This is a genomic window from Streptomyces deccanensis (assembly GCF_022385335.1).
In the GTDB taxonomy this organism is placed as follows: domain Bacteria; phylum Actinomycetota; class Actinomycetes; order Streptomycetales; family Streptomycetaceae; genus Streptomyces; species Streptomyces deccanensis.
Genome location: NZ_CP092431.1, coordinates 4144320 through 4161335 on the forward strand (window position 1 = coordinate 4144320; position 17016 = coordinate 4161335).

Sequence of the window (17016 nt, forward strand, 5' to 3'; positions counted from 1 at the left end):
TGGGGAGCCGGCCGGGGCCCCGGTCAGGGTCGGGCTCCGGTAAGGATCAGGCTCCGGAAGCGAGCGACAGGTAAACGGCGGCGAAATCGGTGATGGCGATCATCTCCGCGAGGGTCTCCAGGTCGCTGCCCTCCTCGGGCTCCAGCTCGCTGATCGCGGTGTCGTGGCCGAGGGCCAGCTCGCGGGCGGCCGGGACGGCGCTCAGGCCGCCGGTCGGGCGGTCGCGCAGGAGCACCACGCGCGCGTGGAGGGCGGGCGGGTCCTCGACGCGGTCGCGGAAGAAGTCGTCGGGGTCGGCGCTCGCGGCGAGCGGCCCTGACAGCAGTACCGCGTGCGAGGCGAGCGCCTCCGGCAGCTGGGCCACGACGGCCGGGCGCCCCGCGAGTTCGGCGAGCGCGGAGACGAAACGGCGCCCCACGGGGCCCGCGGCCTGGCCCTCGGTCCAGATCACCGGGAGGGCGTCGGCCAGCTCGGCGGCGAGCGTCTTGGCCGGATTGCTGTACGTGGCGATGGCGGGGCCGCAGCGCTCGGCGACGTGGTCGAGGCGGTCGGCGACCTTCTGCAGGGCGTCCGGCTCGGCGGCGACCAGGCCGGTGCGGGCCAGCAGCGCGAGCATCGGGGTGAGCAGCGCCCAGAGCACACCGGGGGCGGCGGCGCCGAGGGGCACCTCCTGCTCGTACGGTCCTGTCGCCATCGGTACGAAGAGCCCGTGGGCGCCTTCGACGGCCTCGGCGACCGGCGTGCGGGGCGGGGCCACGGCGACGACCGTGCAGCCACGCCGGTAGGCCTGGTCGACCAGGAGCGACAGGCCGGGTTCGGCGCCGTCGGCGGTGGCGATCAGGAGGAGGTCGACCGAGCCCGCCCAGCCCGGGAGCTCCCAGCGGAGGGCGCCCGGCGCGGGGGCCACGCCGGTGGGGTGGATACGGGTGAGGGGGCAACTGGATCCCGCCAGGGCGCCGAGCAGGTCGGCGACGCCCGCGGAGGCCATCCCGGGGCCCGCGATCAGGAGGGCGCGGGGGCGGCCGTCCGGTTTCAGGTCCGCGATGCCGGCCTCGGTGCCGAGGCGGATGGCCGTGCGGACCCGGGCGCCTGCCTCGGCGGCGCCGCGGAGCAGGTCGCGGCGGTCCGCCTCCGACAAGGCGTCGGGGGTGTCTAGCAGCGATTCGTCGAGCATGGGCGGCAGCCTCCGATCGCCGGGTGCCCTGATGCGCCTTTTCACCGGTTTTCCCGGCTTGTGCGGGGTTACGCCTCGCGCGGGAGCGTGATCGTGTGGGTCGCGCGGGTCACGCGGGGCGGCGGGCCTCGTCGACGAGGAGTACGGGGATGCCGTCCCGGATCGGGTAGGCGAGGCCGCAGGCCTGGCTCGTGCAGGTCAGCTCGGTGTCCTCCTCCGTGAGGGGGGCGTGGCACGCCGGGCAGGCGAGGATCTCCAGGAGGCCGGCTTCGAGCGGCATGTCTCGGTCCCTTCGGGGGCGGGTTCGTGCGGTGCGGCCTGGTCAGAGTACCGCCGTGTGGGGGTTGGCGCCGGGGTTGGGGGACGGGGTGGTTCGCGCCCCCGCCGCCCCTACCCGTCCCATCCTCAAGGGGCTGCGCCCCTTCGACCCCCAAGCGTCCGTCCGGTGGGGGCTGGTCGCGCAGTTCCCCGCGCCCCTGGAAAAAGCGGGGCTGCGCCCCGGCTTTATCCAGGGGTTCACCCCCTGATGATCGCCAGGACTTCGTCCCTCACCTTTGCCATCGTCGTCTCGTCCCTCGCCTCCGCGTTCAGTCTCAGGAGGGGTTCCGTGTTGGAGGGGCGGACGTTGAACCACCAGTCGGGGGCGGAGACCGTCAGGCCGTCCAGGTCGTCGAGGGTGATGTGCTCGCGGCTCTCGTAGGCGGAGCGGATCGCGGCCAGGCGGCCCGGCTGGTCGGCGACCGTGGAGTTGATCTCGCCGGAGCCGGCGTAGCGGTCGTACTGGGCGAGGAGGCCGGAGAGGGGGCCGTCCTGACCGCCGAGGGCGGCCAGGACGTGGAGGGCGGCCAGCATGCCCGTGTCGGCGTTCCAGAAGTCCGCGAAGTAGTAGTGGGCGGAGTGCTCGCCGCCGAAGATGGCACCGGATCTCGCCATCTCGGCCTTGATGAAGGAGTGGCCGACCCGGGTGCGCACGGGTGTGCCGCCGTTCTCGCGCACCACCTCCGGGACGGACCAGGAGGTGATCAGGTTGTGGATGACCGTGCCCTTGCCGCCGTTCTTGGCGAGTTCGCGGGCGGCGACCAGGGCGGTGATCGCGGACGGCGAGACGGCGTCGCCCCGCTCGTCGACCACGAAGCAGCGGTCGGCGTCGCCGTCGAAGGCGATGCCGAGGTCGGCGCCCTCCGCGCGGACGCGCTTCTGGAGGTCGACGATGTTCGCCGGGTCGAGGGGGTTGGCCTCGTGGTTCGGGAACGTGCCGTCCAGCTCGAAGTACATCGGGACCAGGTCCAGCGGCAGGCCCGCGAAGACCGTGGGGACGGTGTGGCCGCCCATGCCGTTGCCCGCGTCGACCACGACTTTGAGGGGGCGGACGGAGGTCAGGTCGACGAGGGACCGCAGGTGGGCCGCGTAGTCCTCCAGCGTGTCGCGCCGGGTGATCGTTCCCGGGGTGGCGGCCGGCTCCGGCGCGCCCGTCTCGCTCCAGCCCTCGACCAGCTCGCGGATCTCGGCGAGGCCGGTGTCCTGGCCGACGGGGGCGGCGCCGGCGCGGCACATCTTGATGCCGTTGTACTGGGCGGGGTTGTGGGAGGCGGTGAACATCGCGCCGGGCAGGTTCAGCGCGCCGGACGCGTAGTACAGCTGGTCCGTGGAGCAGAGGCCGATCTCGGTGACGTCCACACCGCGCGCCGCCGCCCCGCGTGCGAAGGCACGGGACAGGCCGGGCGAGGAAGGCCGCATGTCGTGGCCGATCACGACGGCGTCGGCGCCGGTCACCTGGGCGAAGGCGGCCCCGAAGAGCTCGGCGAGGGGCTCGTCCCACTGGTCGGGGACCACCCCGCGTACGTCGTACGCCTTCACGATCGTCGACAGATCAGCCGCCATGGCCACACCCTCCTGAAGTCCCCACCGGATCGCCCCAAACTACCCGGACGGGCCGACAGCCGAGGGCCGGACCTCCGGGTGACGGCCGAGGGCGGCTCGGGTCCGGCGGAAGGGCCTCAGGGAAGCATCCATTCCAGTACGGGCGTGCTCTGCCCCACCACGATCAGGCACATCACCAGCAGCAGTCCCAGGCTCCACGGCAGCACCTTGCGCAGCAGGTCGCCCTCGCGCCCGGCGAGGCCGACGGCGGCGCAGGCGATGGTCAGGTTCTGCGGGGAGATCATCTTGCCGAGGACGCCGCCGGAGCTGTTGGCGGCGGCGAGCAGTTCCGGCGACAGGCCCGACTCGCGGGCCGCGCTCACCTGGAGGGCGCCGAAGAGGGCGTTGGCCGAGGTGTCCGAGCCGGAGACCGCGACGCCGAACCAGCCGAGCACGGGCGAGAGGAAGGCGAGTCCCGCGCCGGCCGCCGCCACGAAGTGGCCGATGGTGGCGGCCTGTCCGGAGAGGTTCATGACATAGGCGAGGGCGAGCACGGACGTCACGGTGAGAATCGCGAACCGCAGTTCGTGGACCGTCGCCGCCCACTCCCTGACCGCCACGCGCGCGTGCACCCCCAGCACCACGGCCGTGCACACACCGGCGAGCAGCACCAGCGTGCCGCCGGTGGAGACGATCGGCCAGGTGAAGACGTTGCCGCCCACGGGGTCGCCGTCAGGGCCCGCGACGTCGAGGAAGGGCCAGTCGTACGTCCGCGTCGCCCCGGCCAGCCAGTCCTTCACCACAGGGATCTGGGCGACGGAGAAGACCGCGACGATCAGCGCGTACGGGGCGTAGGCGCGCAGTACTTCGCGCGGCGGGTCCTGCTCGTCGAGGTCGTCGCTGCGTACGCCGGTCAGGACGGCGGCGCGTACGGGTTCGGCGGCGGGCCGGCGGGCGTGCGGTACGGCGACGAGGGCGCCCGCACCCAGCAAGGCGGCGCCGATGTCGGCGAGTTGCGCGGAGACGTAGTTGGAGGCCACGAACTGGCCGACGGCGAAGGCGAATCCGCACGCGAGGGCGGGTACCCAGGTCTCCCGCAGCCCGCGTCGCCCGTCGACGAGCCAGACCAGTAGCAGGGGCACCACGAGGGCGAGCAGCGGTGTCTGGCGGCCGACCACGGACGCGACGGTGTCCAGGGGCAGTTCGGTGACCTGGGCGAGGGTGACGACCGGGGTGCCCATCGCGCCGAAGGCGACGGGGGCGGTGTTGGCGACCAGGGCGACGACGGCGGCCTTCACGGGTTCGAAGCCGAGCGCGACGAGCATGACGGAGCAGATCGCGACCGGCGCGCCGAAGCCGGCGAGGGCTTCCAGGAGCGCGCCGAAGCAGAACGCGACGACGAGCGCCTGGATGCGCGGATCGTCGGAGAGCCGTCCGAAGGAGCGGCGCAGGATGTCGAAGTGCCGGGTGCGGACGGTCATCCGGTACACCCACAGGGCGTTGACGACGATCCACATGATCGGGAAGAGACCGAAGGCGGCCCCCTGGGCGGCGCTGGAGAGCGTCTGGCCGAGGGGCATGCGGAAGGCGAGCCAGGCGACCAGAACGGCCACCAGAAGGCCGATCAGGCCTGCCAGATGGGCTTTCAGTCGCACGCCGCCGAGCAGCACCAGGACGGTGACGAGGGGCAGGGTCGCGACGAGGGCGGACAGGCCGAGTGAACCGGCCACGGGTTCCAGTTGCTGGACGTACACGGGAGCCTCCCGGGATTCCGCGATGCGGAAGCGGCTTCTCACGGCACGGGCACCCGGAATGATCGCGTCCGCGCCGACACGACGTCAACAGGCGTGCGCCACCGAGCGGAACAGCACGAACGGAAAGAGCCACGACGGGAGCGGGACGGGGTTCGGCGAGTGTGCCGCCCGGAACGGCAGCGGGTACGGCTACGGGGTAGGGCGAGTGCGGCTGCCGGACGGCCGTAACGGCCCCAGGCAGGACGTCAGTTGTCGGGTGAGCGCAGGACCCGGAGATGGCCGCGGCGGGCGACCTCCATCGGGTCGGCCGCGCGTGCGCCGCCGCCACCGGCTTCGGCCGCGCGCTGCTGCGGGCGGGCCGCCTCGCGAACGGCGTTGGCGAGGGCCTCCAGGTCGTCGCCGCTGGGGCGCGCGGGGGCCGAGGCGTCCAGCAGCCGTACGACCTCCCAGCCGCGCGGCGCGGTGAGGCGCTCGGAGTGCTCGGCGCACAGGTCGTAGCAGTGGGGTTCGGCGTAGGTCGCGAGGGGGCCGAGGACCGCGGTCGAGTCGGCGTAGACGTACGTCAGCGTCGCGACGGCGGGGCGGCCGCAAGCGGTGCGCGAACAGCGACGTACAGGGCTCACGACGTTGGACGGTACCGCACTCTTGAGCGGGCCGCGACGACTCTGCACCAGGTCACTCCCCCGTGTCGTGCTGTGAAACGCCCCACACGCCCCTGGGAACCCACTGCGTTGACCTGCGAGTAACCCCGCGTCCGGAATGCCGAACGGCGCCAAGTCCGGTCAATTATCGGTGTAAACCCTGCCAATTGGCGTGAGTTCGCCGGTCTCGTGGAGATACGGAAACGAGCCCAACCTTGGCTGGAATGGTCATCCCGCGACAGATCGTGGGGCTCGCCGGGGCACCGTCGTGCGGCGAGCCGGTTGGACGTGCCAGGTCAGCGGTGTCGGGTTCGGCGGGATGGCCGGGGTGTGGAGCCGGGCGGGCGGACCTCGCGGGGACTACGCTTCACAGGTGATGGACGACCTCGTACCGCCCCGCGCCGCCTCCGCACCCGGGCCCCGCCGCCGAGATCGGCACGGCAGGGGGATGCGCGGGCCCATCGCGCCGCCGCAGGTGCCGCTCGCGGCGAGTCGCGCGGATGCGTTCGCGGATCTCGTGCAGGACTCGGTGGAGCGGCTGGAGCGGCGGTGGCCGCAGCTGGCGGACATCGACTTCCTCGTGCTGGAGGTGCCTCGGCTGGACGGGCCGTCGGACGGGGCGTGGAACGACGAGGCGGTGCCGCTCGGGGGGATCGTGGTGGCGCGGGAGGGGCGGCCGGCTCGGGTGGTGGTGTATCGGCGGCCGGTGGAGATCCGTACCAAGGGGCGGGAGGAGCGGGCCGCGCTGGTGCATGAGGTCGTGGTGGAGCAGGTGGCCGAGCTGTTGGGGCTGAATCCGGAGACTGTGGATCCTCGATACGGGGAGGACTGACGGGGCTGGTGGCCCGGGAGGGTTTCGCCCCCGCCGCCCCTACCCGTCCCATCCCCAGGGGCTGCGCCCCTTCGACCCCCAAACGTCCCTCCGGTGGGGGCTGGTCGCGCAGTTCCCCGCGCCCCTGAAAAGCAGGGGCTGCGCCCCGTGCTTTTCAGGCCCGAAAGGGCCGTAGGCCCTTAAGGGGCGCGGGGAACTGCGCGAGAAGCCCCATCCACCCGCACCCGACAACGCACCACCTAACGCTGCATGATCGACAGGTCCTGGCGCGCCTTCGGGACGGCCACCATTCCTCGGTCGTCCGGGAGGGTTTGGATGGTGAAGGCGGGGATGTCGTCCAGTTTGGATTCGAGGGTGCGGGAGGCGTAGACCGGGGCGCCGGATGTGGACTCGACGGTGAGGGCGTAGGTGCCCTTGAGGCTGCTCGGGGCGGGCATGTCGACGTTCTGGGTGGTGCCGGCCTTGATCTTGAACGTCTTCGTCGTGGCCTCGCCGCCCCCGCTGCCGGCGGACGCGGTGACCTTGACCTCGGCCGCGCCGGTGGGCGCGGTGAGGGCCAGGGTCGTGCCCTTGGCGCGGTTGTCGGCGACCGTGGCGCGCGCGCCGACCGGGCGGGTCGCCGGGATGAAGGCCGTCTCCTGGCCGGCGCCCTTGCCTCGGACGACGCGGAGGCCGGCCACCACCGGGACCGACCGGCCGGTGGGGGTGAGGATGAGGGAGCCGGGCTCGCCGCGTGTGATGTCGCCCAGGTCGGCGGTGGCGGTCATGCCGCCCTTGACGTGCAGCGTCTCGTTGCCGGCCGGGGTGATCGACCCGTTGGGCGAAGCGAGGCGGAGCTTCAGGTCGGCGTCGGTCTCGCCGGGGGCGTAGGCGACGAGCGTGACGGAGGTGGCGTCCTTCGGGATGCCGGGGAGGACCAGGGTGCCCGCCGGGTCGGCCGCGGCGGACAGCCAGTCGCCGCCCTGCTTGTCGTCGAGGGCCTGGACCGCGGCCGCGACCCGGCCGCTGCGGACGTTGACGTGGACGGTGAGGTCCGCCTCCTTCGCCGTGGCGAGCGTCGACAGCAGGACCGGCTCGCCGGCACGGGGCTGGACCGTGATGCCGTCGCCCACCGTCGACTTCAGGGCGCCGTCCTTGCCGAAGAGTTCGATGTCGACGACGGCCGCCGAGTCGTCCGGGTTGACGAGGTGGACGTAGTCGGTGCGGCCGGCGGCCGTGCTCGCGCCCGGGAACCAGAACTCCGTGTCGGGGGCGGCGCAGTTGACGCCGAGCAGACCTCGGCCGGTGCCGGCGGCGACCTCGGTGGTCTCCTGGACCGTCCAGCCGGGCGCGAACTTCCCCTCGGCCGTGCCGATCAGCGCGGGCGAGTCACCGCCGTCGGTGCTGTCGGCGACGGGCTTGCCGGGCTCCTTGATCTCGATGACCGGCTTGGCGGCCTTGCCCTTGCCGCCTTCGTCACCCTTGCCGCCCCCGCCCGCCGCGACAAGTTCGGCGCCGCCTTTCCCGTCGGTGCCCTCGGTGGCGGGGGTGAAGGCGGTGTACGCCGTCTCCGCGAGGTCCGAGGTGCTCGGCTGGGGGCAGAGCAGACTCGTGCGCTGCACGGGCAGTTGGGCGGCCGCCTTCGCCGTGGTCTCGCCGCCGGAGGCGTCGGGCGCGGAGAGCGTGGCGAAGCCGGTGACGGCGGCGAGGGCGGTCGCGCCGGCGATCAGGGACAGGGTCTGGCGGTTCACTGCTGGTGGCTCCCGTCGGGGCGCTCGGAGTCGGCGCCGGTGCCGTGCGACGGGTCGTACGTCGCGTCGTAGCCCTGGGCGTACGTCTGGTCGTACGAGGCCGTGTCACCGCCGTAGGTGGCGTACGGGTCGTACTGGGCGCCCTGGTAGGGGTCGGCCTGGTAGTGCTGCTGGTCGTAGGTGCCCGCCGGGTACTGCTGGCCGCCCTGGTACGCCTGGTCGTAGTGGCCGTACTCGGCGCCCGCCTGGTCCGCGGTCGCCCACTGCGCGTACGTCTGCTGCTGCGGGACGGGGGCCCCGACCGGGACCTCCTCGGCGGGGGACGCCGCGCCCGTGTCGGCGGACTGTTCGGCCTCCGCCTCCGCCTGGGCGCGCAGCCGGCGGGCGCGGCGGCCGTCGCCGGTGACGTCCTGGGCGGGCACGGCGACGGGCTCGTCGGGGAGGTCGTCGTCGACGTCCCGGCGGCGGCCGGGCAGGGCGAGGACCACGAGGACGACGGCGAGCGAGCCCTGGGTCCACAGCCAGCCGGTGTGGGTGACCGGGGCGTCGAAGGTGACGTCCAGCCTGCCGCCGTCGACGGGCAGTTGGAAGCCCTGGGCCCAGCCGTCGACCGTGGTCGGGGTGAGCGGCTTGCCGTCGAGGGTGGCCGTCCACGACTCGTCGGCGGTGTCGGCGAGGCGCAGGACCCGGCCCGAGCCGCCGGCCGGGATGGTGGTGTGCACGTCGACGGGGCCCGCGGCGACGGCCTTCGGGTCGCCGGAGGATGCCTCGACGGTGACGCGGGCGACCTGGCGGTCCACCCGCCACAGGGCGCTGCCGTCCTGCTGGCTGAGTCTGCTCAGGCCGGGCGTGGCGTCCAGGACGCGGCTGACCTCGCGGGGCGCGCCGGGCCGGACCAGGACGTAGCGCACGGCGAAGCCGCCGAGTTCGTCGGTCTGGTCGGCGCCGGAGCCCGCCACGAGGTTGGCGACGACCTTGTCGAGCTGCTCGTTCTCCCCGGCGCCGGCGGTGAGTTCGGCGTCGCCGAGGCGGACGCCGGAACCGCGGACCAGGGTGTAGCGCACCTCGGCGGTGGAGTCGCTGTCGAGGACCAGGGTGCGGGCCTGGTCGCGGGTGCCGCTCTCCTCGGCGACGAACGCGGGCACCTGGACGGGGTCGCGCCGCTCCAGGGGCCCGTCGGCGCCGCCGAGCACCCAGCCGGCGGCGGCCAGCAGCGGGCCGACGGCGGCGGCGAGCGCGATGAGCACGGCAACCGGCTGGCGCCAGCCGAAGCTCTGCTCGGCCACCCGGTGGCGGGCCCCGTCGGCGCCCAGGGTGGCGGCGGCGAGGAGGGCGATGCCGTAGACCAGGGTCGCGGGGCCGGCCCAGGTGGAGCCGTTGGAGAGGACCGCGAGGACGAGGGCCACCAGGGCCGCCGTCCAGGCGGTGCGGATGGCCAACCGGCGTTCCGCGCGCAGCAGGGCGGCCAGTGCGGCCAGGACGACGCCAATGAGCGTCAGCCCGCCGACCGTGCCCGGTCCGCCGGGGCTGATGCCGAGCAGATCGGTCGCCGAGGCCGTGCTCGGGCCGTACTCCAGACCGGCCTCCTCGAAGAAGCCGAACGGCAGCAGCGTCAGCGACCAGGGGGCGAGGATCAGCAGCGGGGTGCCCAGCTGGGCGAGGAAGCGCGGGCCGTAGGCGATGAGCTCGCGGCGGCGCACGACGAGGAGTCCGAGGCCGAGGAGCAGCGCGATGGGCCACACGATCGGGGTGAACGCGGTGGTGATCGTCAGCAGCAGCGCGTACGCCCAGGTGGCACGCCAGCTGCCGCGCGCCCCCGTGCTGTTCGCGAGCCCGGCGGCCGCGGCGCCCGCGCGGGCGATGAGGGGCAGCAGGATCGCGAGGACGGCGGTGCCCAGGCGGCCGGTGGCGAGCGCGCCGGTGACGGCGGGCAGGAAGGCGTACACGATCGCGGCCCAGGCGCGCAGCAGCCGGGACTCGACCAGCGGGCGCGAGGCGAAGTACGCGGTGAAGCCGGCCAGCGGCACGGAGGCGACGAGGAGCACGGTGACCGCGAGCCCGGTCGAGCCGAACAGCAGCGAGGCGAGCATGGCCACGATGGCCAGGTACGGCGGGGCGGCCTCGGCGCCGCCCGCGCCGACCGGGTGCCAGGCGTCCAGGTAGCGCGACCAGAGCTCGGCGGAGTCCGCGGGGGCGGGCAGCAGGGTGCCGCCGGCCAGCGCGCCGCCGCCGAGCAGTTCACGGCAGGCGACGAGCGAGGCGAGCAGCAGGAGGGCGAAGAGGACGGGGCCGGGGGCGCGGGCGATGCGCTTGAGCCGGGCGAACTGCTCGACCTGGAGGAACTCGGCGTCGTCGTCGCCGGGGCCCGACTCGATGGCGCCGCCGTGCCGTCCGGCAGGGGAGGTCTCGGCGTCGGTACGGCCGAACAGATCGCCGGCGGCCTGTTCGAGGGTGGCCCGGACGGTCGCGCCGGGCGGCGGGAACAGTGGCCGCAGCTCGCCCTTGTCCAGCTGTGAGCGGCCTCGTCTGCGCCGCCCGGCGATGATCCGCTCGGGCCGCAGCAGCAGGCTCAGCAGGCCCCGGATCTCGTCGACGGCCTGTCCGGGGACCTTGCCGACGAGGTACGCGACGATCCTGAGCAGGGTACCGAGGACGATGCGCAGCAGCACCCAGGGGAGCTGCGCCGTACGGGAGTTGACGAGGAGGGTGTAGACCGCGCCCGCCTTGTCGACCATGTGCGGGGAGGCGGCGCTGCGGCCCACGCAGTCGACGGTGCGGCGCTCGCGCGAGGAGGCCTCGGCGTGCCGGACGACGGCCTCGGGGGCGACGAGGACGCGGTGCCCGGCGGCGGTGGCGCGCCAGCACAGGTCCACGTCGTCCCGCATGAGGGGCAGTCGGCGGTCGAAGCCGCCCAGCTCCTCGAAGACGTCGCGGCGGATCAGCATGCCGGCGGTGGACACGGCGAGGCTGGGCTTGACGTGGTCGTGCTGTCCCTGGTCCTGCTCGCGGCGGTCCAGGCCGGTCCAGCGGCGGCCGGAGGGGGCGATGGTGACGCCGACCTCCAGCAGCTGACGGCGGTCGTACCAGCCGCGCAGCTTGGGGCCGACGACGGCGACGTCGTCGCGGCCCAGCTCGCGTTCGTTCTCCACGACGCGCAGCAGCTGGGCGAGGGCGTCGGGTTCGGGGGCGCAGTCGTCGTGCAGCAGCCACAGCCATTGGACCGGCTCCCCGTGGGGGAGTTCGGGCATGTCGTACGCGTCGTCGCGCCAGCTGCGGGTGACCGGGTCCCAGCCGCTGGGGCGCCGCAGGTAGGCGAGGTCGTCCTGGGTGAGGACGCCCGCGGTGCGGTTGGCCTCCTCGACGGCCTGGCCGAAGCCGGTGCGTCGGGCGAGGTGCAGCACACGGTCCGCGCCCAGGGCGTCGGAGAGGAGCCGGGCGGAGTCGTCCGCGCTGCCGGTGTCGGCCGCCATGGCGCTCTGCACGGGGCGCTCCTGGCCGAGCAGCCCGGCGAGCGCGTCGGGCAGCCAGCGGGCGCCGTCGTGCGCGACGAGGACCGCGGTCACCACGTGACGCGGGAACTCAGGAGCGGCGTCCTGGTGAGCTGAGGTGTGGCTGTGCACGGACATCGAGGTACGGGCCCCGGTTCGATGGACTGCGGTGGACGTCTGTGTCCGGCGGGGACAGCGGGACGTCTCGGACGAGGGCCCACACTAACGGCTGAGCAGCAAGGCGGCCCGCCGCCTGTGGACAACCCACGCGCGACGGGCCGGACATGTTCGGTTGTTTCTGTTCGACTGTTCCCGGGACGGGCCGGATGTTCCGGGACGGGTCAGACGGCCGCTTTCTTGAGGCGGCGGCGCTCGCGCTCCGACAGGCCGCCCCAGATGCCGAACCGCTCGTCGTTGGCGAGGGCGTATTCGAGGCATTCGGAGCGGACCTCGCAGGCGAGGCAGACCTTCTTGGCCTCGCGGGTCGAGCCGCCCTTCTCGGGGAAGAAGGACTCGGGATCGGTCTGGGCGCACAGCGCGCGCTCCTGCCAGCCGAGTTCCTCGTCCGCGTCGTCGACCAGCAGTTGCTGCACGAGCTCGGTCATGTGCGCCCCTCGTCCGTCTTTCGCGTCCCCGTCGTGCGGCCGTTACCGATTTCGGCTGAACGACACGAGTGAAATTACAAGTGTGCTGCTACGGGCGAGTCAAGCCGAGATCTGCTATTGAGCCCCTTATTCACTCTGCGGAACCAAGGCTATGCGGAAAGTGTTCAAATCGGCATAAACCCTGACAGCAGCGCGGCCGCAGAGGGGAGTTCTCACCGGATCACCCTTCCTTACGGGGAAAGACGCCCAGGAGTTCGATCTCGTTCCGGCTCGATGCGACTCGCTCGTTCCGGGTTGTGCGCCATGTGTCCCCGACTCCCCCAGCACAAACCTTTCGCCGCGCGGATACACCGAAAGAGGTGAAGGGGTATCCACATACCGGACCCGAAGTTGACAGCAGAGGTGTGAACCGCTGTGCTTGTGGGCATGCTCGCGCACTTGGCACTCACCTCGACCCGCACCGCCGGGTCCCACGGTGCTGCCCGCTGCCGCTGTAGCTGTTGCTGTCCCAGCTGTTGAGCTTCACCCGCTCCGGCTGCCACTGAGCCCGTCCCGGCTCGGCTGCTGTTCCCCACGCGACACCCAGCCCTCCCCCACGCACTCATCGTCGAGGACCACCTCTCTTCATGAACAGCGACAGCGACCTCCAGATCGCCGGCGACCTCCTCGAAGTACCCCACCTCCTCCAGGCGCCGCGCCAACACCCGGTCACCGTGGCCGAGTTCGTCGGCCTGGCCCGTTCCCTCGCCGACGACCGCTCCCGCTGGGAGCACCTCGTCGAGTACGACGCGACCACCCGCTGGTACCACCGGCTGCAGACCGGGCCCGGGTACGAGGTGTGGCTGCTGTCCTGGGTGCCGGGACAGGGCACCGGGCTGCACGACCACGGGGGCTCCTCCGGCGTACTGACGGTGCTCGACGGCACGCTGACCGAGCGCACCGACCGGGGCACGCGCGTGCTCGGCGCGGGCGCGCAGCGGGTGTTCGCGCCGGGCTACGCGCACGAGGTCGTCAACGACACGCTGGAACCGGCCGTCAGCCTGCACGTGTACTACCCCGGCCTGACGGACATGCCGATGCACACGAAGGCCTGCGCGGCGGGGGCGGCGACCGTCACGGCCTGAGCGGCCGCCGGGCCCCTGTCGGCCGACCGCCCCTCGGGAGCGCGCGAAACCGGCCGTGATCGCGGCCGGACGACCCGCTGTCGTACCCGCCTGCGAGACTGAGTGCCATGCGCATTGTGGTTCTGGCAGGCGGCATCGGTGGTGCCCGGTTCCTGCGTGGTCTGAAGCGGGCCGTGCCGGACGCGGACATCACGGTCATCGGCAACACCGGGGACGACATCCACCTCTTCGGGCTGAAGGTCTGCCCGGACCTCGACACGGTGATGTACACCCTCGGCGACGGCATCAACGAGGAGCAGGGCTGGGGCCGGGCCGGCGAAACCTTCCACCTCAAGGAGGAGCTCGCGGCGTACGGCGTCGGACCCGAGTGGTTCGGGCTCGGCGACCGGGACTTCGCCACGCACATCGTGCGGACCCAGATGATCGGCGCCGGATATCCGCTGAGCGCCGTCACCGAGGCGCTGTGCGACCGGTGGAAGCCGGGCGTGCGGCTCATCCCGATGACGGACGACCGCGTCGAGACCCATGTCGCCGTCGAGGTGGACGGCGAGCGCAAGGCGATCCACTTCCAGGAGTACTGGGTGCGGCTGCGCGCCTCCGTGCCGGCCGAGGCGATCGTGCCGGTCGGCGCCGAGCAGGCGAAGCCGGCGCCCGGGGTGCTGGAGGCGATCGCCGAGGCGGACGTGATCCTCTTCCCGCCGTCGAACCCCGTCGTCTCGGTCGGCACCATCCTCGCCGTGCCCGGCATCCGGGAGGCGATCGCCGAGGCCGGGGTCCCCGTCGTGGGCCTCTCCCCCATCGTCGGCGACGCGCCCGTGCGCGGCATGGCCGACAAGGTCCTCGCCGCCGTCGGCGTCGAGTCCACGGCCGCCGCCGTCGCCGAGCACTACGGCTCCGGGCTGCTGGACGGCTGGCTGGTCGACACGGTCGACGCGGGCGTCGTCGAGCGTGTGGAGGCCGCCGGGATACGGTGCCGGGCCGTGCCGCTGATGATGACCGACGTGGACGCGACGGCGGAGATGGCGCGTGAGGCGCTGGCGCTGGCGGAGGAGGTGCGGGGGGCGTGAGCGATACGCGGGACTCCCGGGAGTCACAGCAAGCGCGGGACCTCGGGGGCGCGTCGGGCGCGGCCTCGGGTGGGGATGGTCTGCCCGGTCCCGCCTACCGGGTCTGGGCGCCTACGGGGATTCCCGAGGTCCAGCAGGGCGATGATCTGGCCAAGCTGATAGCCGCCGCCGAACCGGGGCTGGCCGACGGGGACGTGGTGCTCGTCACCTCCAAGATCGTGTCCAAGGCGGAGGGGCGGGTGGTCGAGGCGGTCGACCGGGAGGCCGCGATCGACGCCGAGACCGTGCGGGTGGTGGCCCGGCGCGGGGCGCTGCGGATCGTGGAGAACCGGCAGGGGCTGGTCATGGCCGCCGCCGGCGTCGACGCCTCCAACACCCCTTCCGGGACGGTGCTGTTGCTGCCCGAGGACCCCGACGCCTCCGCGCGGGCGATCCGGGACGGCATCAGGGACGCGCTCGGGGTCGAGGTCGGGGTGCTGGTCACCGACACGTTCGGGCGGCCCTGGCGCAGCGGGTTGACGGACGTCGCCATCGGTGCGGCGGGTGTGCGGGTCCTCGACGACCTGCGCGGCGGCACCGACGCGCACGGCAATCCGCTCAGCGCGACCGTCGTCGCCACCGCCGACGAGCTGGCCGGCGCCGGTGACCTGGTGAAGGGCAAGGCCGCCGGGCTGCCCGTCGCCGTCGTCCGGGGGCTCGGGCACGTGGTGGCCGAGGACGCCGACGAGGGGACCCGGGCGCTCGTGCGCGGCGCGGCGGACGACATGTTCCGGCTCGGCACCTCCGAGGCCGTACGGCTGGCGGTGACCCAGCGGCGCACGGTGCGGGCGTTCACGGACGAGCCGGTCGACCCAGGCGCGGTGCGGCGGGCCGTGGCCGCGGCCGTGACCGCGCCGGCGCCGCACCACACGACGCCGTGGCGGTTCGTGCTGCTGGAGTCCGAGGAGTCGCGGGTGCGGCTGCTCGACGCCATGCGGGACGCGTGGATCGCGGACCTGCGGCGGGACGGCAAGAGCGAGGAGTCCATCGCGAAGCGGGTGCGGCGCGGGGATGTGCTGCGGCGCGCGCCGTATCTGGTGGTGCCGTGTCTGGTGATGGACGGGTCGCACGTCTACGGGGACGCGCGGCGGGACGCGGCCGAGCGGGAGATGTTCGTGGTCGCCGCGGGGGCCGGGGTGCAGAACTTCCTCGTCGCGCTGGCCGGGGAGCGGTTGGGGTCGGCGTGGGTGTCGTCGACGATGTTCTGCCGGGATGTCGTGCGGGAGGTGCTGGGGCTGCCGGAGGGGTGGGATCCGATGGGGGCGGTGGCTGTGGGGCACGCGGCGGCCGCGCCCGCGGCGCGGGCGGAGCGGGATGCGGGGGCGTTCATCGAGGTGCGGTGACGCGTGAGTGGGGCCGGGCGCCTGGGGTTCGGGGTGGCTCGGGTCTTGTGGGCGGGTGCGGGTGCGTGTTCGGGTGCGTGGGGGCTCTCGCCCAGTTCCCCGCGCCCCTGGGGCGTCACCTGCTGCGCGGTTCCCCCCGCTCCTGAAAGACCCCTACGCTCATAGGGCGCCCCTCGACAGCTAGGACCTCTTCGTGGCCGGACGGTTTCCTCAGCGGCCCACTCGTACGACCGTGCGGGGTGGGCATGTCGCGGTGCCCGGTGGGGTGCCCCGGCAGGGGGCCGTGGCCGGGCGGCGGCGGAACTGGGTGCCCGAGGGGGCGCTCGATCTGGGGCTCGTCCTGGGGCCGCTGCGGCGGGGGCCCGGGGATCCGACCTTCCGGGCCACACCGGACGGGTCCGTGTGGCGGGCCACGCGTACGCCGGTCGGCGCCGGGACGCTGCGGGTCGCGCTGCGGGGCGGGGCCGTCGAGGCGGAGGCCTGGGGGCCGGGTGCCGAGTGGCTGCTCGACCAGGTGCCCACGATGCTCGGTGCGTCGGACGAGCCCGAGGCCTTCGCTCCCCGGCATCGGATCGTGGCCATGGCCTGGCGGCGGCGGCCGGGGCTGCGGCTGACGCGGACCGGGCTGGTGCTGGAGTCGCTGATCCCCTCGGTGCTGGAGCAGAAGGTCACGGCGGACGAGGCGTATCGGGCCTGGCGGCTGCTCGTACGGCAGTTCGGCGAGCCCGCGCCGGGGCCCGTGCCGGGGCGGATGTGTGTGATGCCCGGGGCACGGGACTGGGCGCTGATCCCGTCCTGGGAGTGGCATCGGGCCGGGGTCGACGACAAGCGGGCGTCCACGATCCTGCGGGCGGTGCGGGTGGCGGGGCGGCTGGAGGAGGCCGTGGGGATGTCGCCGGTGGACGCGCGGGCGCGGTTGGAGGTGGTGCCGGGGATCGGGCCGTGGACCTCGGCGGAGACCGTGCAGCGCAGTCATGGGGCGGCGGACGAGGTGACCGTGGGGGATCTGCATCTGCCGGGGATCGTGGGGTTCGCGCTGGCGGGGGACCGGGATGCGGACGACTCGGTGATGTTGTCGTTGTTGGAGCCGTATGTGGGGCAGCGGCATCGGGCGGCTCGGTTGATTCTGTTGTCGGGGCGGGTGCCGGCTCGGAGGGTGCCGCGGATGCCTCGGGGGGATATCGGGCGGTTGTAGCGCCCCAGCCCCCGGCTGCGCCGCTTGAACCGTCGGCAGTCCGTCCGGTGGGGGCTGGTCGCGCAGTTCCCTGCGCCCCTGGAAAAGCGGGGCTGCGCCCCAGCTTTTCCAGGCCCGCAGGGCCTGGAGCTTTTAGGGGCGCGGGGAACTGCGCGAGAAGCCCC

At 73.5% G+C, this 17016-nt stretch carries 13 protein-coding genes; 5 read left to right on the forward strand and 8 right to left on the reverse strand.

Annotated features, from left to right (window positions below; all coding sequences use genetic code 11):
* Positions 1-46 precede the first annotated feature (46 nt).
* The 5 genes from L3078_RS18435 to L3078_RS18455 all read right to left on the reverse strand — a co-directional run bounded on the left by L3078_RS18435 (position 47) and on the right by L3078_RS18455 (position 5459).
* Complete coding sequence (locus L3078_RS18435) at positions 47-1174, reverse strand: SIS domain-containing protein (RefSeq protein ID WP_239754939.1); 1128 nt, start codon at positions 1172-1174, stop codon at positions 47-49.
* A gap of 109 nt (positions 1175-1283) precedes the next feature.
* Positions 1284-1454: a Trm112 family protein gene (locus tag L3078_RS18440; RefSeq protein WP_239754942.1), complete on the reverse strand. Its 171-nt coding sequence runs from the start codon at positions 1452-1454 to the stop codon at positions 1284-1286.
* 236 nt (positions 1455-1690) lie between these two features.
* Positions 1691-3055 (reverse strand): phosphomannomutase/phosphoglucomutase, encoded by a 1365-nt coding sequence (locus L3078_RS18445; RefSeq protein WP_239754944.1) that lies wholly within the window; start codon positions 3053-3055, stop codon positions 1691-1693.
* A gap of 116 nt (positions 3056-3171) precedes the next feature.
* Positions 3172-4788: an L-lactate permease gene (locus L3078_RS18450; RefSeq protein ID WP_239760368.1), complete on the reverse strand. Its 1617-nt coding sequence runs from the start codon at positions 4786-4788 to the stop codon at positions 3172-3174.
* 245 nt (positions 4789-5033) lie between these two features.
* Entirely contained in the window at positions 5034-5459 is a 426-nt protein-coding gene (locus L3078_RS18455; RefSeq protein ID WP_239754949.1) for a DUF3499 domain-containing protein, read from the reverse strand.
* 346 nt (positions 5460-5805) lie between these two features.
* Here L3078_RS18455 and L3078_RS18460 point away from each other — a divergent pair, with 346 nt between their 5' ends.
* A complete protein-coding gene (locus tag L3078_RS18460) occupies positions 5806-6261 on the forward strand; it encodes a metallopeptidase family protein (RefSeq protein WP_239760369.1) in 456 nt (151 codons plus the stop codon).
* 239 nt (positions 6262-6500) lie between these two features.
* Here the strand turns inward: L3078_RS18460 and L3078_RS18465 are convergent, their stop codons facing one another.
* The 3 genes from L3078_RS18465 to L3078_RS18475 all read right to left on the reverse strand — a co-directional run bounded on the left by L3078_RS18465 (position 6501) and on the right by L3078_RS18475 (position 12084).
* Positions 6501-7991, reverse strand: coding sequence for a DUF5719 family protein (locus tag L3078_RS18465; RefSeq protein WP_239754953.1), 1491 nt, complete (start codon positions 7989-7991; stop codon positions 6501-6503).
* A complete protein-coding gene (locus L3078_RS18470) occupies positions 7988-11617 on the reverse strand; it encodes a glycosyltransferase family 2 protein (protein ID WP_239754961.1) in 3630 nt (1209 codons plus the stop codon). Before L3078_RS18470 ends, L3078_RS18465 begins: the two co-directional genes overlap by 4 nt.
* A 203-nt stretch (positions 11618-11820) precedes the next feature.
* Positions 11821-12084 (reverse strand): WhiB family transcriptional regulator, encoded by a 264-nt coding sequence (locus L3078_RS18475; protein WP_003975777.1) that lies wholly within the window; start codon positions 12082-12084, stop codon positions 11821-11823.
* Positions 12085-12710: 626 nt separating this feature from the next.
* On the opposite strand from L3078_RS18475, the gene L3078_RS18480 reads away from it, so the two are divergent.
* From L3078_RS18480 to L3078_RS18495, 4 genes are all read left to right on the forward strand, one after another.
* Positions 12711-13208 carry a cysteine dioxygenase gene (locus tag L3078_RS18480; protein ID WP_239754962.1) on the forward strand — a complete coding sequence of 166 codons (498 nt, stop codon included), beginning with the start codon at positions 12711-12713 and terminating at the stop codon, positions 13206-13208.
* A 107-nt stretch (positions 13209-13315) separates the two neighbouring features.
* Positions 13316-14275 (forward strand): 2-phospho-L-lactate transferase, encoded by a 960-nt coding sequence (cofD, locus tag L3078_RS18485; RefSeq protein ID WP_239754963.1) that lies wholly within the window; start codon positions 13316-13318, stop codon positions 14273-14275.
* 80 nt (positions 14276-14355) lie between these two features.
* The gene (locus L3078_RS18490; RefSeq protein WP_239760370.1) at positions 14356-15657 is read left to right on the forward strand and encodes a coenzyme F420-0:L-glutamate ligase; all 1302 of its coding nucleotides are present in this window, start codon (positions 14356-14358) and stop codon (positions 15655-15657) included.
* A gap of 193 nt (positions 15658-15850) precedes the next feature.
* Complete coding sequence (locus L3078_RS18495; protein WP_239754964.1) at positions 15851-16852, forward strand: DNA-3-methyladenine glycosylase family protein; 1002 nt, start codon at positions 15851-15853, stop codon at positions 16850-16852.
* Positions 16853-17016 lie beyond the last annotated feature (164 nt).

Coding starts and splice junctions, on each gene's coding strand:
- L3078_RS18435 (WP_239754939.1), bottom strand. CDS start 1,174: ATGCTCGACGAATCGCTGCTAGACACCCCCGACGCCTTGTCGGAGGCG.
- L3078_RS18440 (WP_239754942.1), bottom strand. CDS start 1,454: ATGCCGCTCGAAGCCGGCCTCCTGGAGATCCTCGCCTGCCCGGCGTGC.
- L3078_RS18445 (WP_239754944.1), bottom strand. CDS start 3,055: ATGGCGGCTGATCTGTCGACGATCGTGAAGGCGTACGACGTACGCGGG.
- L3078_RS18460 (WP_239760369.1), top strand. CDS start 5,806: ATGGACGACCTCGTACCGCCCCGCGCCGCCTCCGCACCCGGGCCCCGC.
- L3078_RS18470 (WP_239754961.1), bottom strand. CDS start 11,617: ATGTCCGTGCACAGCCACACCTCAGCTCACCAGGACGCCGCTCCTGAG.
- L3078_RS18475 (WP_003975777.1), bottom strand. CDS start 12,084: ATGACCGAGCTCGTGCAGCAACTGCTGGTCGACGACGCGGACGAGGAA.
- L3078_RS18480 (WP_239754962.1), top strand. CDS start 12,711: ATGAACAGCGACAGCGACCTCCAGATCGCCGGCGACCTCCTCGAAGTA.
- cofD (WP_239754963.1), top strand. CDS start 13,316: ATGCGCATTGTGGTTCTGGCAGGCGGCATCGGTGGTGCCCGGTTCCTG.